This is a genomic window from Gilliamella sp. wkB112 (assembly GCF_001690685.1).
Lineage (GTDB): Bacteria > Pseudomonadota > Gammaproteobacteria > Enterobacterales > Orbaceae > Gilliamella > Gilliamella apicola_J.
Map to the genome: position 1 here is coordinate 110,410 of NZ_LZGL01000005.1, position 22,280 is coordinate 132,689.

The window sequence follows — 22,280 nt, forward strand, 5'->3', positions numbered from 1 at the left end:
ATTATTTCCATGCATTTGCAAGTAGACAATATTGTTCCACAGTTAGATTCTCAGCACGTAAATTAGGATCAATATTTAACTCTGTTAGTTGTTCAATAGTGAACATATTGCTCAAACTATTACGAATAGTTTTACGGCGTTGATTAAATGCTTCTGTTGTTAAACGGGAAAGTATTTTAATATCATTCACAATATAAGGCTTATTCTTATATGGAATAAGTTTAACTACGGCTGAATCCACTTTAGGAGCTGGTTTAAAAGACGTTGGTGGTACTTCTAATACAGGAATAATTTGGCAATAATATTGAGCCATTACGCTAAGTCTTCCATAATCTTTACTATTGGGTGCTGCGACTAGACGAGTGACAACTTCTTTTTGTAACATAAAGTGCATATCTGCAATCTTATCGGCAAACTTAAAAAGATGGAACATCAGCGGTGTTGAAATATTATAAGGTAAATTACCAAATACTCTTAAAGATTTACCATGCTGAGTATATAACTGATTAAAATCATATGTTAAGGCATCTTGTTCTATAACTGTGATTTTATGATTTAATAATGGATTTTCAAGGAGCCGACTAGCTAAATCACGATCAATTTCAATAACCGACAAATGCTCTACACATTTACTGACAGGTATTGTTAAAGCAGCAAGCCCAGGTCCGATTTCGACCAAAGCTTGTTCTGCCTTAGGCTGTATAGCTGCTACAATGCTTTCAATAATAAACTCATCATGTAAAAAATTTTGTCCAAATCGTTTACGAGCAAAGTGCCCTTGATGAACACGATTACTCATTTTTGTCTTCGCCTACAATTTTAATATAAGCGTCACCTTTTATTTCCTGAACCCAAACTTGGGCTTCCTCAGTAAATTTGCGATTAAAAATAAGTCGGTAAGCTTGTTCTTTCTTAGCTAAATTAGTACGATCAGTTTGTTTACTGTCGATTAATTGGATAAGATGCCAACCAAATGATGACTTAATTGGTTGACTAATCTCACCTTTTTTTAACTGTAATAAGGCATTTTTAAATGCACTATCGTAACGATCTGGTAGATTCCAACCAAGATTCCCTCCATTATCCTTAGAACCAGGATCTTCAGAATTAGCTTTTGCAGCAGCTTCAAAGGTTATGGCTCCACTCATAATTGATTTACGGAGATCATTTAACTTCTGTTTAGCTATTTGGTCAGTAACTAAGACATTTGTTTTAATTAAGATATGGCGAGCATTAACTTCTTGAGCCGTAATAGTTTTAGGTGCCTCAGAACGAGTATCATCAACTTTAATAATATGGAAACCAACACCAGAACGAATTGGACCAATAATACTTCCTTTAGGGGCTCGAATTAATCGTTCTTCAAAGATAGTAGGTAATTCATTTAATTTATGCCAACCCATGCTACCACCTTTTAAAGCACGATCATCATTGGAATAAGAAGTGGCTAATTTAGCAAAGCTTTCACCTTTTTGAGCTCGATTAACAATTTCGTTTGCTTTACTGGTGGCGGTATCAATTTGTTGTTTGGATGCTTTTTCTGGAATGGCAATTAAAATATGGCTAATGTTGACATCAATATTATTTGTTGGTTGTTGTGTAATAGTTTTAGCCAAATTTTCGATTTCTTTATCAGAAATTTTAATTCTAGGTCGTACCGCATCAAGTCTAGCTTGCTCCATCAACATATCATTATGGATGCGTTCTCGATAAGAACTATAACTAATCCCCATAGTGGATAATTTACTTCTTAATTCATCAATAGACATACCATTTTCTGCAGCAATGTTAGAAATGGTATTAGTTACTTCATCATCACTTATTGTGATTTTAGCTTTAGCCGCTCTTTGTAAAATTAAATTCTCAATTATCAAGCGATCTATAATTTGCTTGCGCAACACCTTATCGTCTGGCAGATTTTTAGCAGCAGTGCTAGCTTTGATTGTTTTCAACATATCATTAACGTCACTTTCTAAAATAACATTGTTATTGACGACAGCAGCAACTTGCTCAATAACTTTTGGTGCTGCATTGGCAGATAAAGAAGAAATAAGTCCAATACTAATACTTAAGTTTAATGCGATAATTAGTTTTAATAATTTCATGTTAATTCAACTCATTTTGTTGTTACAGTGTTATTACTGTAATAAATTAGTTATGTTTTTATTCAAATGCGGTTGTATAAGGTAACTTGCCAAAACTTAGCATTTTAGCTTTGGCATCACTTGTACGACCTAATCCTTGTAATTCAAAATTTACTGAAAATTTATTTTCATATTTACTTTCATTACGATCCCAGTCAGTTAATTTTCTGCCATATTGGACCGTCATTCCCCAACAGCAATCACTATAATGCAAACCAACAAAACCGTCAGCTGTTTGGCCTAATTTAACATCATAATAGTAAGAACCCACAGCGTTAACAGTCTGAGAAAGTGGCCAAGTAGTCATAACTCCGGCTTGCGAGATATCCTGTTTGTAATATGTATTACTATTTGAAACCGTATCTATATAATTATGATTAGCATAACGATAAGAGAGCTGTAGTAATTTTTCACTCGAAGGACGATATTCAAAAATCGTATTTGCTAACGAAATAGTATTAATGCGAGTATCATATTGTACTCCACTACGGAAAATCAAATCATCGCTTACTTGCCAAAAACTATCTGTAGCCCAAGTTATACTGCCTGTATCAGAATTTTTATCTAGTTCATTATTATGTTCGCTGGTTTTTGATTTGGTAAAATAAGTAATTTGTCCAATGGAAAAATTAAATTTTTCAAGTTTATTGTCATCATATAATCGAGTGGTAACACCCGCAGCTAAATTGTTTGTCGAAGCAATACGATCTAAACCACTATAGGGTTGATCTCTAAATAAACCAGTATAATCAAATTGTAGTAAAGTTGAATCATAGCTGCCAATATTGGATTGATTTCGATAAGGAATATAAGTATATTTTACCCGTGGTTCTAATGTTTGAGTATAACCCTCGATGAAAGGCATATCACGTTCAAAAACAACTTTGCCGTCAATACTAAACTTTGGTATAAATCGGTTAACATTGCGATCTAACTTATTTTTATCATTATTTGTAATTGATTCATTATGTTTTTTTATATTATCTTGATTATAATGGGTTGCCATTAAACCAGCTTCAGTAGTTACTGAAGCCCAAGAGTTGTTTAGTGTATAATTAAGCGTAGGCTCTATATGGGAACGCCATGCTCTAGGTTTTTTATTTCCGGAAGTAATAAAATGAGATATTTGCGAAAAAGTCTTAAATTTTAATGGCCCCATGTCATAATTATAATAATGTATATCTAATTGAGGTTGGGTTTGGTACAGGTCATCTTTCCCTCCCGTATATAAAGGTTGAAAGTGGCGATAACCTAAAGTAACATCCCAATTTTCATTATTATAACCAGCTTGGTAAAACTGGGTTAAGTAACCATCAGTTTCTGATGCATACTGAGAATCTAAGTCATTTGAATATTGATTATCACTCACTCTGGTCGTATTAGCATAAAAGCGCCAGTTGTAATTAATTAATTGGAATTCTTCCCAATGGAATAACCATCGATGCTGGTTGTTATCATAATTATTTCCATTTAATTTTTTATCTCTATCCTCACCGTACTGGGCATCATGTTGTAACCAATCAAATGCTAATGTGCCTAAGCCAATTTCATTTAAATAGCGAAATTCAGTTTGTAACTGTATACCTCGTTGTTGTAATACTCTTGGAGTAAATGTGGCATCGTAATTAGGTGCTATATTCCAATAGATGGGTAACGAAAAATCTATACCATCAACGCTATCATAACTAAAATTAGGTATTAATAGTCCTGAACGACGTTTATCACCTGTTGGTAATTGTAAATAAGGTGAATACAAAACAGGTACTTTGCCTATACGAAAAACTGCATTCCAGACTTCAAGTAACTGTTCATCTCTATCATGGATAACGGTAGTTCCTTTAATGTTCCAAGTACTATCATTTATAGGGCAAGAAGTATAACTACCATTTTTTAAAATAACATATCTATTGTTTTCGAGTTTCATCTCATCAGCATCACCACGACCAAGTCTATCGACTAAGTGATATTCACCCGGAGTCATATTAGTGTCATTATTATTAAGATTTATTAGAGCATTATTACCTTTCATCTTAATCAGATTGTCTTGATAAGTAATATTCCCTTCGAGTTTGGCTGTTCGATAATTTTTATCTTGAGTATCAATAGTTACCTTATCTGCTTTAACGGTACGGTTACCTTGCTCGATTAAAACATTACCTTGATAAATAGCAGTATTAGGATAAAAAGCTTCAAATTGGTTGGATTCGGCTTCAACAGGTAAAGTGTTGATATCACCATTGACTAAAGGACGATCAAATATAGGGACATCAATAAGACATTGAGGATTATTGCTTTCAGCTTTAGGTAGGTTTATAGCATAGCTGCTATTGTTATACAATGTGCAGGTAATGGCTATAGCTATAAATGATGGCGTTAATTTTTTCATCAATGTTCAAAAGGTAATCGTGATTATTTTGATTGAAGCATTATAGCGGTTATTTGTAAAAGTGCGAATGAAAAATTAACGTTTAACCCTACGTCTGCTTGTTTTATTTAGTTGTTTAACCATGGATATGCGTTTTTCAACACTAACCGATTGAAATTCATGCCACCATTTTGCTAAATCTAATAGTTCACCTTTTTCAATCGCTGAACGCATCTCAAGAAGATCGTAAGCGGCTCGAAACTTAGGATGTTCTAAAATAGCGAAGGCTCGTTTGCCTTCTCGTTTTTTCATACGTAATTGTAAACGCCAAATGTCTCCCATTACCGTAGTTAATCGTCTTGGAATAGCGATAATTCGACATTGTTCATTTAATGTTTCGTTAATTGCCATTGAAAAAGAATCATGAAATTGCAAACCACTTTCAACACATGTAAGTTGGGTTTGTTCAATGATTGGATACCAAAAAAAGGCAGCAAACAAAAATGCTGGATTTACTCGTTGGTTATTAGCAATGCGATAGTCAGTATTTTTTAAGGCTTGTTCAATAATTTTTTCTAAATTACTATTGCTATTTGGTGTAAACAAGCGATTAATACTAGGAAAAAGTTGTTCAAAAAGATGATATTGCTTTAGTAAAACGTAAGTAGCATAGCCATTTCCACTTTGTAATAGTTTAATTACTTCATCAAATAACCGAGCTGCTGGAATATTTTTTAATAATGGGGCTAATTCTTTAATAGGTTTTGCAGTAGCTGGTTCGATCTTCATATTTAACTTGGCTGAAAAACGAACGGTTCTTAGCATCCTAACAGGATCTTCTTGATAACGTATTTTGGGTTCACCGATTAAGCGAATTATCCCTTGTCTCAGATCATTCAAACCACCACAATAATCACGTAAAGAAAAATCTTTAATATTATAATAAAGCGCATTCATAGTGAAATCACGGCGCAAAGCATCTTGTTCAATGGTGCCATAAACGTTATCACGTAGTAGCATACCTGACTGTGAGCGCTTTGCAATGTTGGTTGGTGCTTCTAAGTTATCATGGGTTCCGCGAAAAGTAGCAACTTCGATAATTTCTTTGCCAAACATAATATGTGCAAGGCGAAAACGTCTTCCTACTAATCGGCAGTTACGAAAAATTTTTTGTATTTGTTCAGGAGTTGCATTAGTTGTAACGTCAAAATCTTTAGGTTTCTTACCTAATAATAGATCTCTGATACAACCGCCAACTAAATAAGCTTCATAGCCTTGTTTGTTCAATCGATGAAGAACTTTTAATGCATTTTCACTTATATCTTTTCTTGAAATGTTATGTTCATTACGTGGAATAGATACATAATCAATTGATTGAAATTCTTCTTGACGAAATATTTTTCGATAAAAGCGTGAAACTTGCTTAAAAATAGCACACCTCAGTAAGTATTACGAACTTAATAACAAAATATAGCGCGCGATTATAGCGCAATTACTACTAACTTTCCAAATTTCTTATGAATGGTGTTTTAATGTTCTAGAACATTAGAATTTTTCTATTGTTATTATAATATTCTATTTGATTTTTTCTTTATAATTATCAACAATAGTAGATAACATATTTAATATGTACAATTGGTAATACCCATATTTAATAATATAACTTTATCTTGTTCAAGTTGGCGCCGTTTTATAAGTTGTTTAAGATTCATTAAATCTATATTTAAAACGGTTTTTTAATTAATCATTGATAGAATAAAATAGTTTATTAAAACAATAGATTATATTGTTTTAATAAAGCTTTATTTAAGTTTAATTGCTAGACTAAGTTGAACTATCTATCATAGTAATTGGTAAACACCATTAACTAATAATTACTTGGGGACATTATGAATATTCGTGATTTAGAATATTTTGTTTCGTTAGCTGAATTTCGCCATTTTCGTAAAGCTGCTGATGCTTGTAATGTAAGTCAACCAACATTAAGTGGGCAAATAAGAAAATTAGAAGATGAGTTGGGCGTTATGCTACTTGAAAGAACTAGTAGGAAAGTGCTATTTACGCAAACAGGTATGATGCTAGTTGAGCAATCAAAGGAGATTTTGCGTAATATTCAGATTCTTAAAGAAATGGCTAGTCGTCAAGGTGAAGAGATGTCAGGACCGATGCATATTGGATTAATTCCGACTATTGCACCTTATCTTTTACCACATGTTATTACCGTGTTACATGAGTCTTTTCCACAGCTTGAACTTTATTTACATGAGGCGCAAACTGCCAATATTGTGGCACAACTTGAAAGTGGTAAACTTGATTGTGCTATTATTGCCCAAGTTAAAGAAACGTCACAATTTATTGAATTACCTTTGTTTAATGAGCCAATGTTTTTGGCTGTACCGGCTAGTGACGAATTAGCTCATAAGAAAACAGTTAAACTATCAAGCTTAAAAGGGCAAAAGTTTTTAATGCTAGAAGATGGTCATTGTTTGCGTGAACATGCTATGGGGTATTGTTTTCAAGTGGGTATTGATGAAGATAAACAGTTTAAAGCTACCAGTCTCGAGACCTTACGTAGTATGATTGCTGCTGGCAGAGGTATTACTCTGTTTCCAGAGTTGGCTGCACCAAATGAACGTACTCGGGATAATATTTGTTATATTCCCTGTACCGATCCAGTGCCGACGCGTAGCATTGCTCTTATTTACCGTCCGGGATCTCCATTGCGTTCACGTTATGAGACAATTGCTAAAACTATTCGCGATCATATGCCTAAAGTATTTTCTGAAAAAGAAAAATTATTAAAAAGTAGTAGTTAAGTAGATTTAAGTTCGAAAATGAAAAATAATAAAACCAATGGTGTACGAGCTCAGCAAAAGGAAAAAACACGGCGGACTTTGATCGAGGCTGCCTTTAACCAGCTCAATGCTGAGCAAGGTTTTGCTAGTCTAAGTTTACGTGAAGTTGCGCGTGAAGCGGGTATTGCTGCTACCTCATTTTATCGACATTTTCGTGATATGGACGAATTAGGTTTAGCTATGGTTGATGAAAGTGGTTTAACACTCCGTCAATTATTGCGCCAAGCCCGTAAACGAATAGAAAAAGGTGGTAGTGTTTTACAAACTTCTGTAACAACGTTTATTGAATTTATTGATAAAAATCCTAAAGTATTTCTGCTGTTATTGCGTGAAAAAGCTGGAACTTCATCCGCTTTTCGTTCAGCTATTGCTCGAGAAATTCAACACTTTATTGTAGAGCTAGTTGATTATTTAGATAATGCCAATGAAATGCCTCATCGCTATAATGAAGCTCAAGCTGAAGCGATGGTAACTATTGCTTTTAATGCAGGGGCAGAAGCTATAGATTTTGATGAAATCAAACGCCAAAAATTAATTGAAGACCTTATTTTTCAATTGCGAATGGTATCCAGAGGTGCATATTATCTTTATCGTAAAGAAAAAATTAAACAAGAAAACCATTAGTCTTTTATTTTATTTTTATACTCAAGCGTTTATCTCTCCTGAAACATCTTTACAAAATTAGTTTTATACACTTATCACCATGAATTTATTTAGTATGATTTATCCAAAGTAATTGTTATGCTTATTTGTATGGCTATTTTCAATTATCCAGTTAGGGTAAAGCTTTTTGTTTAGAATGGAATTAATCACATGATTAAATTGCTTTTGCTGTTTAACACCTTAGTCTTATGTTTCCCTCTGGTTGCTTATGCATCTTTCAATGTTGGTTTTAAAGAAATTAATTTAGATAAAGAAGGTAGTCGACCTTTAAACATTGCTGTCTGGTATCCTGTCAAAAATGAAGGAAAAATAGTAGCTATAGGTGAGAATGTGGTTTTTTATGGACCTAAAGTAATATTAAATGGAAAACCTTTGTTAAAGAAGAATGGTAATCCATTAATTGTTATTTCTCATGGTTATGGCGGTAGTTGGCGTAATTTAAGTTGGCTAGCTTATGAATTATCTCGTCAAGGATATATTGTGGCTGCCCCTAATCATCCAGGTACCACTTTTTTAAATCGAGATATAAAACAAGCCACTCAGTTACGGCAACGGCCAAGAGATTTAAGTAGGACTATTGATACTATAATTATAGATAAGGATTTTGTAAATCGTATCGACATGAATAGAATTTCAGCTATTGGGCATTCTCTTGGTGGATGGACAGTCATTGCACTTGCTGGTGGTAAGTTTAATACAGCACAATTTAAGCAAGATTGTATGACTCATTCGAATTTAAAGGCATGTCAATTGGTAGCTGATCTTGGATTGGATAACCCTGAATTAAATATGAGTATGATAGACCCTCGTATAAAAGCTATTATTACTTTAGATGCCGGGTTAGTTAGAGGATTTACAGCTGAAAGTTTGCAAAAAATTGATATTCCTTCTTTAGTTATTGGCGCAGGGATTGATGTTGGCGATATGGCTGTTGAACTAGAATCTGGCTATTTACAACAATTTCTTACCAAACCATTGTCGACTTATGTTGTGATCCCTGATGCTCTACATTTTAGCTTTATGCAAGAGTGTAAGGTGGGAGCAGTCGATTTATTAAATAAAGAAAGCAAAGGGGAAGGAATTATTTGTCAAGATGGCGGTGATCGGGAAAGAACTGAAATTCATCGTGAACTTAGTTATCTTATTATTGGCTTTTTGTCTACAACAACGATGAGTAATATAAATTAGCGTTGTATATAATTACTGCGACAAAAGCCGCAGTAATTTGTAGTTTAATATAGTGTTTTCGCTATTATAAGTTTTGTAACACTTTTTCAACACTATCTTTGGCATCACCAAATAGCATATAGCTATTTTCTTTAAAGAATAGTGGATTTTGTACGCCAGCATAACCAGTATTCATTGAACGTTTAGAAATAATAACTGTTTTGGCTTTCCAAACTTCGAGCACCGGCATTCCTGCAATCGGACTGTTAGGATCTTCTTCTGCGGCTGGATTTACTGTATCATTGGCACCAATAACCCATACAACATCAGTATCAGGGAAGTCATCATTAATTTCATCCATTTCTAATACGATATCATAAGGTACTTTGGCTTCAGCTAATAATACATTCATATGACCAGGTAAACGTCCTGCAACAGGGTGAATACCAAATCTTACTTCAATGTCCATAGAGCGAAGTTTTTCCGTAATATTGCTAACTGCACCTTGAGCTTGCGCAACAGCCATTCCGTAACCAGGAACAATAATTACCGAACGAGCTTCTTTCAATGTTTGCGCAACTTCGGCGGGTTGGATTTCACGATATTCACCTTGTTCTTCATCAGATGAGCTTGCGGAACTACCATCACTACCGAAACCACCTGCGATAACACTAATAAATGAACGATTCATCGCTTTACACATAATATAAGAAAGAATCGCCCCTGAAGAACCAACTAATGCACCGGTAACAATTAATAGATCGTTGCCTAGCATGAAACCAGCGGCGGCAGCGGCCCAACCTGAATAAGAGTTCAACATTGAAATAACCACTGGCATATCAGCGCCACCAATTGATGCTACCAGATGAAAACCGAACACCAATGCAATTATGGTCATAACTAGTAAACTAATCAGTGCACCAGTACCGGATTCTACTTTGATAAAAGTGAACATTAATATGATTGAAACAACGATAGCAGCTAAGTTCCAGTAATGTTTGTACGGGATTGATAAAGGCTTTGAACTGATTCGACCATTTAATTTACCAAATGCGACCACAGAACCAGAGAAGGTTACTGCACCGATAAATATCCCCACAAAAATTTCAACTAAATGTACGGTAAGTTCACTAGGTGGGAAAGATGATATATGCGGATCTAAAAAACTATTAAAGCCAACAAGAACTGCCGCCATCCCCACAAAACTGTGAAGTAGTGCAACTAGTTCTGGCATTTGGGTCATTTCTACTTTTTTAGCTAGATATAAACCAATTGCAGCGCCAATAATCATCGCAATAATGATCCAGTGTAATCCTCCACGGATACTAGCAATTGCTGCGATAAGAGCAATTGCCATACCAATCATGCCGTAAATATTACCTGATTTTGCTGATTCTTGGTTTGAAAGTCCACGTAAGCTAAAAATAAAGAGTAAGGCAGCAATCACATAAGCTGCTTGAATGATTCCATTACTTAACATTATTTATGATCTCCTCTTATTTGCCACGTTGGAACATTTTCAGCATTCTTTGGGTAACAAAGAATCCACCAAAAATATTTATACTAGCAATTAAAATAGCAACAAAAGCGATTGCTGTTGTTAAACCATTATCATCACTGATTTGTAATATTGCCCCGACTAATATAATACCGGAAATCGCATTGGTAACTGACATTAGTGGTGTATGAAGCGAATGAGTAACGTTCCATACTACGTAATATCCAACTACACAAGATAAAGCAAATACTGTGAAGTGTCCTAAAAAACTTTCTGGCACAGAATTAGCTAACCAGAAGTAGGCAATCATAATTAATGCTAAAATACCAAACTTTTTACGTGGATCCATTGGTTTTGGTTCAGCCTTAACTATTGGTGCAGCGACTTCTTTTTGTGGTTGTGCCGAAACTTGAATTGGTGGAGCCGGCCAGGTGATTTCTTTGTCTTTAACTACTGTTACACCACGAATCACAACATCTTCAAAGTTAATATCAATATTGCCATCTTTTTCTTTAGCAAGAAGTTTTAATAAGTTAACAATATTTGTGCCATAAAGTTGTGAAGCTTGAGCTGGCATGCGATTTGCTAAATCAGTATAACCCACAATTTTTACGTTATTGTCAGTTTCGAAAACTTCCCCCGGTTTTGTTAATTCACAGTTACCACCAGTTAAAGCAGCTAAATCAACAATAACACTTCCAGGTTTCATCGATTCAACCATTTCTTTCGAAATAAGTTTTGGTGCAGGTTTTCCTGGAATTAAAGCTGTAGTAATAATGATATCAACATCTTTGGCTTGTTCAGCAAATAGTGCCATTTCGGCTTCGATAAACGCTGCAGACATTTGTTTGGCATAACCATCACCAGAACCAGCTTCTTCTTTAAAATCTAATTCTAAAAAGTCAGCGCCCATACTATTAATTTGTTCTGCTACTTCAGGACGAGTATCAAAGGCACGAACAATCGCACCAAGGCTAACAGCAGCACCAATTGCAGCAAGGCCTGCAACACCAGCGCCAATTACTAATACTTTTGCAGGTGGTACTTTACCCGCAGCAGTAACCTGCCCAGTAAAGAAACGACCAAATTGGTTAGCAGCCTCGATAACGGAACGATAACCAGCAATGTTAGACATTGAGCTTAATGCATCAAGTGATTGAGCACGTGAAATACGTGGCACACAATCCATAGCCATTACAGTTATATTTTTATCTGCAAGTTTTTCCAATAATTCTTTGTGTTGAGCAGGATAAATATAACTAATAAGGGTTAGTCCCTCTTTCATTATAGCTATTTCATCATCTGTAGGTGCATGAAATTTCAAAATTAGATCATTTTGCCAAATATCATGAGTATTTTGAATTGTGGCTCCGGCATCAATGAAAGCTTGATCTTCAAAATGAGCAGCATGACCAGCACCTTGTTCTACTGAAACTGTAAAACCAAGTTTTAACAGTTGTGCAACGGTTTGTGGGGTTGCCGCAACTCTAGCTTCACTGGATAACCGTTCTTTGGGTATACCTATATGCATAGCGTTACATCCTTATGTTATAGTGAGTTTATTAATATTTAACGATTTTAGCATAAATTAGTGACAGAGCGAGTAAGTAATTTATTTTTTATTATCGAAAGCTAATTATTATTTTTAATAATAAGTCAATTCTAACTAATTAAATAAAAACTGAAATTTCAGTCATGTTTTGCATCTTTCTTAACAGAGAGTTAATATGAATTAAATATGCCATTTCATTAATTTTTTAAGTTAAAAATGGCTAAACAATAAAAATAATAGAGGGAAATAAAATGACGAATCAACCTAAAAAAATCATTTTGGATTGTGATCCCGGTCATGATGATGCGATTGCAATTTTATTAGCTCATGGTAATCCTAATATTGAATTATTAGCGGTAACTACGGTAGTAGGTAATCAAACATTAGCAAAAGTAACTCGTAATGCTTTATCTGTTGCTCGTATTGCTAACATTACCAATGTTCCTTTTGCTGCGGGTGCAGTGAGGCCACTCGTTAGAAATGTTGAAATAGCCCCCGATATTCATGGTGATTCCGGTCTAGACGGTCCTGTTTTGCCACAACCAACATTACAATTAGATCCAAGGCATGCTATTGATTTGATTATTGATACGGTTATGTCTCATCCTCCTAAAACTATAACTATTGTTCCAACTGGTGGTTTGACTAATATCGCCATGGCTGCCAGAAAAGAACCAAAAATTGTTGAAAGAGTGAAAGAAGTGGTTTTAATGGGTGGAGGTTATCATGTTGGTAATTGGAGTGCTGTAGCTGAATTCAATATAAAAATTGATCCGGAAGCTGCTCATATTGTATTCAATGAAAAGTGGCCTGTTACCATGGTAGGACTAGATCTTACTCATCAGGCATTAGCTACCCCCGAAGTTATTGAGAAGATAGCGGCAATAAAAACCAAACCAGCTAAATTTGTACTAGAAATGTTAGACTTTTTTGGCAAAATGTATAAACAAGCACAAGGTTTTACTTATCCTCCAGTTCATGATCCTTGTGCAGTAGCTTATGTGATTAATCCTGATTTAATTCAAACTCAACGAGTTCCTGTTGATATTGAATTAACAGGTACTCTTACTTTAGGTATGACTGTTGCTGATTTTCGTTTCCCTGCTGATGAAAACTGTCATACACAGGTGGCAACCAAATTGGATCATACTGGTTTTTGGGACTTAATTGTCGATGCTTTACAGCGTATTGGAGAAGTAAACATATAATTTTAATGATTTGTTCATTATATATTAGAGTTTATGCAAGGCTATCTAATTAAAAAACGAGATGACTTTTGTATCTCGTTTTTATTTTCACTATTGAAATTATACAGTTAACTGTAAACTTGTTTAGTCTTCTTCTGGCATTAATGTAAAGGTCAGTGTAGTGAAGAATTTGTCTTGAGTAGCTAATTTACTGTCTTTAATTGGAAAACCGATTTCGACACCAATAATATTCAATCCTTGATTTGGTATTGTGATCGAAGCTTCACCTTTATCGTCGGTTTTAGTCGTTTTATCTAAATTACTTACCACATCAATAATTACCGGAGTATTTGCTAGTGGTTTTCCATCTTTATAAACTGTGATTGGTAAATTATCACCACGTTTTAATTTAGTAGGATCTACTTTCGGTACTATTTGTAGTGGAATATTATCGATCACCTTAGGTTGATTAACTGATGTTAGGTAATTCACACTGTATTTGATCGCATGCGTACCATTAGTAGCACCTGCAACTTTATCCATCGGTAAATTGACATACTTTCCTTGAGAATTTTTAGTCCAATAACCATAATCAAATACTACAGTAACAACTGATGTTTTGTCTGTTGGTTCAACTGTCACATAATTGCTATGCGCTTTTTGGGGAATTGAAATTGCAGACCAATCACTAGTATACGCATTGATTTGTTTGACATTTTCAGATTTATAACCATTATCTAATGGGCCTTCCCCCAACACAATTTGTTTTTGATCTACACGGTTAGCAATCCATATGCCATGTGCAGAAACCGTCTGTGAAACCATTCCAACTAGACTACCAGTCAATATAAATACTACTATTTTACGCATATTTTCACCCTCTTGTTTGTGTGATAATGATAATCATTATTATTCCATGTGAGAAATTGTCAAGCTATATATGCGTAAAAATCAACCATCATTTATATCTCTATAATTAGATAAAATAATTTTAAAGATAGAGTAAGTATAGATAGCTATATTTATTTAATTGGTTCAAATAATCATTAAACAAGATAACCAAAAAAACGACTTACTAGCAATTGTTTAAAAATAGGTAAAGCAGCTTTTAACATAATTTAATATAAACACTATATGCCTATAGTTGATAATAAATCTTGAACTTAGCTATTTTTAACTACTACAATTTGTTATATAATCGATAATATTTTGTCTTAAGCACAATATATTGTGTTTCGCATATTGTTTGTAAGGTACTTTTGTTGTTAGGTATCTTTAATTAAGGAACCTCTATGATGGATTTTTCCCAATCAGTGCCAGAACTGGTCTCTTGGGCAAAAAAAAATGATTTTTCGATTACCCTACCAGTCGAAAGGCTAGCCTTTTTATTGGCGATTGCTGTTCTAAATAGCGAGCGTTTTGATGGAGAAATGACCGAATCTGAATTAGTTGATGCTTTTAGGCATGTATCACAAGTTTTTGATCAAAGTGAAGATACCATTACTGTGCGTGCTAATAATGCAATTAATGATTTAGTCCGCCAACGGTTAATTACTCGTTTTGCCAGTGAAATGACTGATGGTTTTTCAATCTATCGTTTAACGCCATTAGGTATTGGCATTACTGATTACTATATTCGTCAGCGTGAGTTTTCAACCTTACGACTATCTATTCAGCTTTCTATTGTAGCACAAGAGCTAAAACGAGCGGCCGATGCGGCTCTTGAAGGTGGCGATGATCTACATTGGCACCGAAATGTGTTTGCTCCTTTAAAATATTCTGTTGCGGAAATTTTTGATAGTATTGATATTACCCAGCGAGTAATGGATGAACAACAAGCGGATGTAAAACAGAATATTTCCGCATTGTTAAGTCAAGATTGGCAAGCAGCTATTAGTAGTTGTGAAGGGTTACTTACTGAAACATCACAGACGTTACGAGAACTACAAGACACATTAGATGCTGCGGGAGATAAACTACAAGCAAGTTTACTTTTGATTCAAGATGCTACTTTAGACGTTCCAGATCTTGATAAAATCAACAATGTGGTCATTGATTTACAAGCGAAACTTGACCGAATTATTGGTTGGGGTCAAAAAGCTATCGATCTATGGATAGGCTATGACCGCCATGTACATAAATTTATCCGTACTGCAATTGATTTAGATAAGAATCGTGTTTTTTCGCAACGATTGCGTAAATCAATTCAGGGTTATTTTGATTTACCATGGTCACTTACTTTTGCTAATGCTGATCGCTTACTGGATATGCGTGATGAAGAACTTGCACTGCATGAAGCTGAAGTGACTGGTGAATTACCTTCAGAACTTGAATTTGAAATGATTGAAGAGATTCAAGAACATATTATTGCTCATATTGAACAAAATTTATTAATCTTTAAGCAGGAAAATAAACCATTGGATATGAGCGTTGCCATTCGTAACTATTTAAACCAGTTCCCTCAGGAACAACACTTTGATATTGCAAGGTTATTTATTGATCAAGCAATTCGCTTGGGTATTGCCGAAGATGATTTACTTGGTATCCCTGCCGAATGGAAACTTATTAACGATTATGGGGCTAAGGTGCAAGCGCATGTCATCGATAGATACTAAAGATTTTGAAACAGAAGAAACGGCTCATCATCTTGATGAAGTCATGGGACGCATAGCCACAAGCTCGCAAGCGTCAATTGATAAATATATGCCAATTAAGTTAGCACAGGCAATTGCTAATCCAATTTTCCCTGAGCTTGATAGTTTACTTCGCGCAGGGCGTCATATAGGTATTGATGAACTAGATCATCATGCTTTTTTAATGGATTTTCAATCTGAACTTGAACAATTTTATCAACGCTATAATGTTGAATTAATTCGTGCGCCGGAAGGTTTCTTCTATTTACGTCCACGCTCAACGACTCTGATTGCTCGTTCGGTTTTATCTGAACTGGATATGTTAGTAGGTAAGGTGCTTTGTTATTTATATTTAAGTCCAGAACGATTAGCGCATGAAGGTATTTTTACCTTACAAGAACTATTTGATGAACTGGTTTCACTTGCAGATGAAAGTAAATTGCTTAAATTAGTTAATCAACGTTCAACGGGTTCTGATTTAGATCGTCAAAAATTATTCGATAAAGTTAAAACAGCATTAAACCGTTTACGCCGACTTGGCATGATCTTTTTTATCGTAGGGAATGATAGTAGCCGTTTTCGTATCAATGAGTCGATATTTCGTTTTGGTGCTGATGTTCGTAGTAGTGATGATGCTCAAGAAGCACAATTACGTTTAATTCGTGATGGTGAAGCGATTAAAATTGAATCTTCACTCAGTTTAGATGATGAAAATGATAATGAAGAACAAGATGATGATGTTAATGAGGAGATTGAATAATCATGATTGGACACGGTAAATTTCACTCATTAACCTTAATTAACTGGAATGGTTTTTTTGCTCGAACTTTTGAGTTAGACCAATTAGTAACTACCTTATCTGGTGGTAATGGTGCTGGTAAGTCAACTACCATGGCGGCATTTGTAACCGCATTGATTCCAGATTTAACCTTATTACATTTTAGAAATACCACTGAGGCAGGTGCTACATCCGGTTCACGCGATAAAGGTTTACACGGTAAATTGAGACCAGGTGTTTGTTACTCAATGTTAGATGTGATTAACTCACGTAATCAACGCATCATTTGTGGGGTTCGTTTACAGCAAGTAGCCGGACGGGATAAAAAAGTCGATATAAAACCATTTTTACTACAAGGCTTACCGGTTAGTATTAGCCCAACAGAGTTAGTTACCGAACGTTTGCATGATAAACAAGCACGCATTTTATCTTTACCAGAATTAAAAGATAAAGTCGAAACAATGGATGGTGTTATCTTTAAGCAGTTTAATTCGATAACAGATTACCATTCCGTTATGTTCGATTTTGGGATTTTACCAAAACGGTTACGTTCCTCATCAGATCGAAGTAAATATTATCGTTTGATTGAAGCGTCACTTTATGGCGGTATTTCCAGTGCCATCACACGTTCATTGCGGGATTATCTATTGCCAGAAAATAGTGGTGTTCGTAAAGCATTCCAAGATATGGAAGCCGCATTACGCGAAAACCGCATGACATTAGAAGCTATTCGCGTAACGCAATCAGATCGTGATTTGTTTAAACATCTCATTACTGAATCGACTAATTATGTTGCAGCTGACTATATGCGGCACTCAAATGAACGCCGTGTACATATTGAATCGGTGTTAGGATTACGCCGTGAAGTGTTTAAAACTCAAGAGCTACTGATTAGTAATCAATTTCGTCAAGTTGAAATGGCGAAAGAACTTAAAGAATATCAAGATGCACAAACTGATCTAGAAACTGATTTACAAGCAGCAAATGATCATCTTAATTTAGCTCAAACAGCACTACGCCAACAAGAAAAGATTGATCGTTATCAAGCCGACCTAGATGATTTAAATCTAAAACTTGAAGAACAAAACGAAGTAGTGATAGAAGCGAATGAACAATATCAAAGTTATCGCGACCAGGTTGAACATACTGAACAAGAAGTTGACGAAATCAAAACACAATTAGCTGATTATCAACAAGCTCTGGATGTGCAACAAACCCGAGCTATTCAATACCAGCAGGCATTACAAGCACTTAAAAATGCCCAGTCATTATGCCAATTACCAAAATTAAGCATTCGTAATATTGAAGATCATTTTGCTGTTTTTAATGAAAAACAACAAGAAATCACCGAGCAAGTTTTAGATTTAGAACAAAAACTTAGTGTATCTGATGCTGCATTTAACCAGTTTGATCGTGCTTATCAGTTAGTGATTAAATTAGTTGGTGAAGTCATGCGTAGTGATGCATTTGCTGCAGCCAAAGAAGCATTAAGGCAATGGCCTTCACAATGTTACCAAGCCGAACAAGCCGAACATTTACAATTGCAGCTTGATGAATTAGAACAAAGATTTTTCGAACAAAAAGAAGCAGAATCCTTATTAAACCAGTTTTGTAAACGCATTGGCCAGCAGGTCAATTATGATGAGTTAGATGAATTAAAACAAGAACTGGAAGTGCAACTTGATGATAATGCTCAGTTGGCTAATGAATCAAGTGAAAAACGAATTGAATTTAGGCAAGAACTAGAACAAATTCAAACTAAAATTGCTGATTATCATCAAAAAGCGCCACAATGGCTACAAGCGCAAGATGCATTAATCGCACTACAAGAACAAACCGGGCAAACGTTTAATCATAGCCAAGCAGTTACACAATATATGCAACAACTTCTTGAGCAAGAACGTGTATTAGTGACAGATCGGGACCAAATTAATTTTAGACGGAGCCAATTAGATACCCAGATTGAACAATTAAATCAACCAAGTGGTGTTGACGATGGGCGTTTATCAGCTCTTGCTGAACGGTTTAATGGTGTATTACTGTCTGAAATCTATGAAGATGTTACTATCGATGATGCACCTTACTTTTCAGCCTTATATGGCCCGGCAAGGCAAGCAATCGTTGTTCCGGATTTATCCTTGGTGAAGGCTCAGCTTGAAAATCTAACTGCTAGTGACGAAGATTATCCTGAAGATATCTACTTTGTTGAAGGTGATCCATCATCATTTGATGATAGCGTTTTTGATTGTGAAGAGATGAATAAAGCGGTATTAGTTAAAACTGGTGATAGGCAATGGCGGTTCTCTAGTTTCCCTACAGTACCACTTTTTGGTCGTGCAGCACGTGAAGTCCATCTTGAAAAGTTATCGACTGAACGCGATGAGTTACATGAACGTTATGCAACGATATCTTTTGATCTGCAAAAATTACAACGTATTGAGCAAAATGTTGGTCAATTTATAGGTCAACATTTAGCCGTTGCTTTTGATATTGACCCCGAAGCGGAAGCCCAAAAATTATCGACCAGACGCAATGAAATTGAACGTCAGTTATCATCTCAAGAAAGTATAGATCAACAAAATCAACAGCAGGTTGCGAATAGTAAAGAGCAATTAAATACGGTTAATAGACTAGTTGCACAAATGCATTTACTTGCAGATGAAGATTTGGCAGATCGAGTCGATGACTTGCGTGAACAGCTTGCCGAAGCTCAAGACGCGGTACAATATGTAAGTCGTAACCGCAATACCGTGTCCGAACTAGAACCAATGGTTGCGGTATTACAAAGTGATCCCGAACAAAATGAGGCTTTGCGTGAGCATTACAACACGGTTAAAGCACAACAACAAACTGTTCGCCAGCAAATGTTTGCTTTGACGGAAGTGATGCAAAGGCGAGCACACTTTGGTTATGAAGATTCAGCTGGCATGCTGGGTGAAAATACCGACTTAAATGAAAAGTTACGTACTCGCCTAGAAATCGTTGAAGCTCAACGAACTGAAGCTCGCAGTCAAATGCAGCAGTATCAGGATAAATATAATCAATATAATCAAACTCTAGCTTCACTTAAAAGTGCTTTTGAAACCAAGCGCGATATGTTAAACGAATTGCATAAAGAGATTGAACAAATTGGTGTAAAAGCTGATGCCATTACCGAAGAAAGAGCACGTATCCGTCGTGATGAAATCCATCAAAAACTTAATACTAACCGCCAGAATTGTTCATCGCTAGAAAAACAACTTATTATGTGTGAAACCGAAATGGCACAAATGCAAAAACGGTTAGCACAAACATTACGTGATTACAAACAATTACGTGAACAAGTAGTGCAAGCGAAAGCCGGATGGTGCTTAGTTTTACGACTGGTTAAAGAAAATAGTGTAGAGCGTCGTTTACATCGCCGTGAACTAGCCTATTTGAGTGCTGACGAACTCCGGTCTATGTCAGATAAAGCATTAGGATCATTGCGCCTGGCTGTGAATGATAATGAACACCTTCGTGATGTATTGCGGTTATCAGAAGATCCGAAACGGCCTGAACGTAAAATACAATTTTATATTGCTGTTTATAAACATCTACGTGAAAGAATTCGTCAAGATATTGTTAAAACTGATGATCCAATCGAAGCTATTGAACAAATGGAAATCGAATTGTCGCGCTTAACCGAAGAACTCACTTCTCGAGAGCAACAATTGGCAATCAGTTCGAAAAGTGTGGCAAACATTATTCGTAAAACGATTCAACGTGAACAAAATCGTATCCGTATGCTAAATCAAGGTCTTCAAGCAGTAGCATTTGGTCAAGTCAATGGGGTACGTTTAAATGTTAATGTTCGTGAAGCTCATGCAGCACTATTATCAGCACTTGCCGATGAACAAAATGAACATCAAGATCTATTTAGTAATAACCAAATTACCTTCTCCGAAGCTTTAGCTAAACTTTATCAACGCTTAAATCCGCATATTGATATGGGGCAACGTACCGCTCAAACTGTTGGTGAGGAGTTACTTGATTATCGCAATTATCTGGAAATGGATGTTGAAGTTAATCGTGGTGCTGATGGGTGGTTGCGTGCTGAAAGCGGGGCACTTTCTACCGGGGAAGCAATTGGTACAGGTATGTCTATATTACTCATGGTTATTCAAAGTTGGGAAGATGAATCCAAACGTTTACGTAATAAGGATATTTCACCATGCCGTTTACTCTTCTTAGATGAAGCTGCGCGTTTGGATGCTAAATCCATTGCCACATTATTTGAGCTCTGTGAAAGGTTAGAAATGCAATTAATTATTGCAGCACCAGAAAATATTAGCCCAGAAAAGGGCACTACCTACAAATTGGTACGTAAAGTGATTAATAACCATGAACATGTGCATGTTGTTGGTTTAAAAGGTTTTGCATAGATATTTTTAGGTATAGATATTTAACTTTCTTCGCCGGCATTTGTCGGCGAAATTGTTCTTACTAAACCCAGTAAAACACTAACTACCACGCTAATAACTGTGTTCTAAAGTTAGATTTTAAATTACACTTCAAGTATGATTTTTATTTAATTTACCTAATATATTAAAAAATATTAAATTATATATAGTTTAATAACTCGTATTTTTAAAGAAGTTTCAGGAGAACTATACGTTTTAGTATAAAATTTAGCCATGGGTTCAAAAGCTAAGTATGAAGCGATTTGGTAAAAGGTTTAATTTTTAGCGATCGGTTTTATTTTGTACAAGTAGCCTAATCTATTAATTTTAATGTTGATTGGCTACCTCAAAATATATAGCTAAATCGGTCTTCAAAAGAAAGATATAGAATAAAGTATAAGCGACGGATTGTTGTTTGTATTTGAAGTCAAAATTTTGATATACGGCTATCATCTGATGATTTGCATTTATATCATAAAGATTATAGCTACCTATTTTTTAGGTAAAGATCAATCCGTCATTTATTCTTTTGTTATCTTAAAGTAGTTCGTTTATATAATTTATACCAATTGTTGTTTTAAAATTCGCAAAAAATCCGATTTAGTTGAAATTAATGCTAATGCACCAGCAATAACATCGTTACTAAAAATCAATGCAATTTCCTTTAAAACATCAATATGTTCTTGTTGTTTTGCAACAATACCAATAGCAATAAACATAATATTAGTGCGATCCCAAATAACACCATCTGGGAACTGAAAAATCTCAATTCCTGCTTTTGCTATAATACTTTTTGCTGATGTTGGTAAGTGAGGTAATACAATCCCATTACCTAAAAAAGTAGAAACTGTATCTTCACGTTCAGCTAAAAATGCTACACAATCTTGTGTCACATAACCTTTTTTATTAAAAGTATCACCAAGCATAGATAAAACTTGTGCTTTATTATGTGCGTGGCAATCTAAATGTAGATTACTTTCAGTTATCATCTCTAACATAAATTTATCCTTATTAATT

Annotated in this window: 15 protein-coding genes; 7 read left to right on the forward strand and 8 right to left on the reverse strand. The window is 35.1% G+C overall.

Annotation, left to right across the window (positions count from 1 at the left end; translation table 11 throughout):
* Position 1: 1 nt before the first annotated feature.
* The 4 genes from rsmA to pcnB form a co-directional block, all read right to left on the reverse strand.
* Positions 2–799, reverse strand: a complete 798-nt coding sequence (gene rsmA / locus A9G12_RS01560; RefSeq protein WP_065564122.1) for a 16S rRNA (adenine(1518)-N(6)/adenine(1519)-N(6))-dimethyltransferase RsmA — start codon at positions 797–799, stop codon at positions 2–4.
* Positions 792–2,105 carry a peptidylprolyl isomerase SurA gene (surA, locus tag A9G12_RS01565; protein ID WP_065564123.1) on the reverse strand — a complete coding sequence of 438 codons (1,314 nt, stop codon included), beginning with the start codon at positions 2,103–2,105 and terminating at the stop codon, positions 792–794. The genes rsmA and surA overlap by 8 nt, the downstream gene beginning before the upstream one ends.
* A gap of 58 nt (positions 2,106–2,163) precedes the next feature.
* A complete protein-coding gene (gene lptD / locus A9G12_RS01570; RefSeq protein WP_065564124.1) occupies positions 2,164–4,530 on the reverse strand; it encodes an LPS assembly protein LptD in 2,367 nt (788 codons plus the stop codon).
* A gap of 75 nt (positions 4,531–4,605) precedes the next feature.
* Positions 4,606–5,940 (reverse strand): polynucleotide adenylyltransferase PcnB, encoded by a 1,335-nt coding sequence (gene pcnB / locus A9G12_RS01575; RefSeq protein ID WP_081299619.1) that lies wholly within the window; start codon positions 5,938–5,940, stop codon positions 4,606–4,608.
* Positions 5,941–6,398: 458 nt separating this feature from the next.
* On the opposite strand from pcnB, the gene oxyR reads away from it, so the two are divergent.
* The 3 genes from oxyR to A9G12_RS01590 all read left to right on the forward strand — a co-directional run bounded on the left by oxyR (position 6,399) and on the right by A9G12_RS01590 (position 9,215).
* Entirely contained in the window at positions 6,399–7,325 is a 927-nt protein-coding gene (gene oxyR, locus A9G12_RS01580) for a DNA-binding transcriptional regulator OxyR (protein ID WP_065564126.1), read from the forward strand.
* Positions 7,326–7,343: 18 nt separating this feature from the next.
* The gene (fabR, locus tag A9G12_RS01585) at positions 7,344–7,988 is read left to right on the forward strand and encodes an HTH-type transcriptional repressor FabR (protein ID WP_065564127.1); all 645 of its coding nucleotides are present in this window, start codon (positions 7,344–7,346) and stop codon (positions 7,986–7,988) included.
* Between the two features lie 189 nt (positions 7,989–8,177).
* Positions 8,178–9,215, forward strand: a complete 1,038-nt coding sequence (locus A9G12_RS01590; protein WP_065564128.1) for an alpha/beta hydrolase family protein — start codon at positions 8,178–8,180, stop codon at positions 9,213–9,215.
* A gap of 64 nt (positions 9,216–9,279) precedes the next feature.
* Here the strand turns inward: A9G12_RS01590 and pntB are convergent, their stop codons facing one another.
* Together pntB and pntA are read right to left on the reverse strand one after the other, a co-directional pair.
* Positions 9,280–10,674, reverse strand: a complete 1,395-nt coding sequence (gene pntB, locus A9G12_RS01595; protein ID WP_065564129.1) for a Re/Si-specific NAD(P)(+) transhydrogenase subunit beta — start codon at positions 10,672–10,674, stop codon at positions 9,280–9,282.
* Between the two features lie 16 nt (positions 10,675–10,690).
* Positions 10,691–12,223 (reverse strand): Re/Si-specific NAD(P)(+) transhydrogenase subunit alpha, encoded by a 1,533-nt coding sequence (gene pntA / locus A9G12_RS01600; RefSeq protein WP_065564130.1) that lies wholly within the window; start codon positions 12,221–12,223, stop codon positions 10,691–10,693.
* A 272-nt stretch (positions 12,224–12,495) separates the two neighbouring features.
* Between pntA and uriH the strand changes: the two genes are divergently transcribed.
* Positions 12,496–13,452, forward strand: a complete 957-nt coding sequence (gene uriH / locus A9G12_RS01605; protein ID WP_065564131.1) for a uridine-preferring nucleoside hydrolase UriH — start codon at positions 12,496–12,498, stop codon at positions 13,450–13,452.
* Between the two features lie 123 nt (positions 13,453–13,575).
* On the opposite strand, the gene A9G12_RS01610 is transcribed toward uriH, so the two are convergent.
* On the reverse strand, positions 13,576–14,301 hold the full coding sequence (locus A9G12_RS01610; protein WP_065564132.1) for a DUF4198 domain-containing protein: 726 nt from the start codon (positions 14,299–14,301) through the stop codon (positions 13,576–13,578).
* 422 nt (positions 14,302–14,723) lie between these two features.
* Between A9G12_RS01610 and mukF the strand changes: the two genes are divergently transcribed.
* From mukF to mukB, 3 genes are read left to right on the forward strand one after another with little or no spacing between them, the layout of a single operon-like run.
* Positions 14,724–16,046, forward strand: a complete 1,323-nt coding sequence (gene mukF / locus A9G12_RS01615) for a chromosome partition protein MukF (protein ID WP_065564133.1) — start codon at positions 14,724–14,726, stop codon at positions 16,044–16,046.
* 43 nt (positions 16,047–16,089) lie between these two features.
* A complete protein-coding gene (gene mukE / locus A9G12_RS01620; protein WP_065564152.1) occupies positions 16,090–16,824 on the forward strand; it encodes a chromosome partition protein MukE in 735 nt (244 codons plus the stop codon).
* Between the two features lie 2 nt (positions 16,825–16,826).
* Positions 16,827–21,245, forward strand: a complete 4,419-nt coding sequence (gene mukB / locus A9G12_RS01625; RefSeq protein ID WP_065564134.1) for a chromosome partition protein MukB — start codon at positions 16,827–16,829, stop codon at positions 21,243–21,245.
* Between the two features lie 578 nt (positions 21,246–21,823).
* On the opposite strand, the gene A9G12_RS01630 is transcribed toward mukB, so the two are convergent.
* Positions 21,824–22,261: a PTS sugar transporter subunit IIA gene (locus A9G12_RS01630; RefSeq protein WP_065564135.1), complete on the reverse strand. Its 438-nt coding sequence runs from the start codon at positions 22,259–22,261 to the stop codon at positions 21,824–21,826.
* Between the last annotated feature and the right edge of the window lie 19 nt (positions 22,262–22,280).

Coding starts and splice junctions, on each gene's coding strand:
- rsmA (WP_065564122.1), bottom strand. CDS start 799: ATGAGTAATCGTGTTCATCAAGGGCACTTTGCTCGTAAACGATTTGGA.
- surA (WP_065564123.1), bottom strand. CDS start 2,105: ATGAAATTATTAAAACTAATTATCGCATTAAACTTAAGTATTAGTATT.
- lptD (WP_065564124.1), bottom strand. CDS start 4,530: ATGAAAAAATTAACGCCATCATTTATAGCTATAGCCATTACCTGCACA.
- oxyR (WP_065564126.1), top strand. CDS start 6,399: ATGAATATTCGTGATTTAGAATATTTTGTTTCGTTAGCTGAATTTCGC.
- fabR (WP_065564127.1), top strand. CDS start 7,344: ATGAAAAATAATAAAACCAATGGTGTACGAGCTCAGCAAAAGGAAAAA.
- A9G12_RS01590 (WP_065564128.1), top strand. CDS start 8,178: ATGATTAAATTGCTTTTGCTGTTTAACACCTTAGTCTTATGTTTCCCT.
- pntB (WP_065564129.1), bottom strand. CDS start 10,674: ATGTTAAGTAATGGAATCATTCAAGCAGCTTATGTGATTGCTGCCTTA.
- pntA (WP_065564130.1), bottom strand. CDS start 12,223: ATGCATATAGGTATACCCAAAGAACGGTTATCCAGTGAAGCTAGAGTT.
- uriH (WP_065564131.1), top strand. CDS start 12,496: ATGACGAATCAACCTAAAAAAATCATTTTGGATTGTGATCCCGGTCAT.
- A9G12_RS01610 (WP_065564132.1), bottom strand. CDS start 14,301: ATGCGTAAAATAGTAGTATTTATATTGACTGGTAGTCTAGTTGGAATG.
- mukF (WP_065564133.1), top strand. CDS start 14,724: ATGATGGATTTTTCCCAATCAGTGCCAGAACTGGTCTCTTGGGCAAAA.
- mukE (WP_065564152.1), top strand. CDS start 16,090: ATGGGACGCATAGCCACAAGCTCGCAAGCGTCAATTGATAAATATATG.
- mukB (WP_065564134.1), top strand. CDS start 16,827: ATGATTGGACACGGTAAATTTCACTCATTAACCTTAATTAACTGGAAT.
- A9G12_RS01630 (WP_065564135.1), bottom strand. CDS start 22,261: ATGTTAGAGATGATAACTGAAAGTAATCTACATTTAGATTGCCACGCA.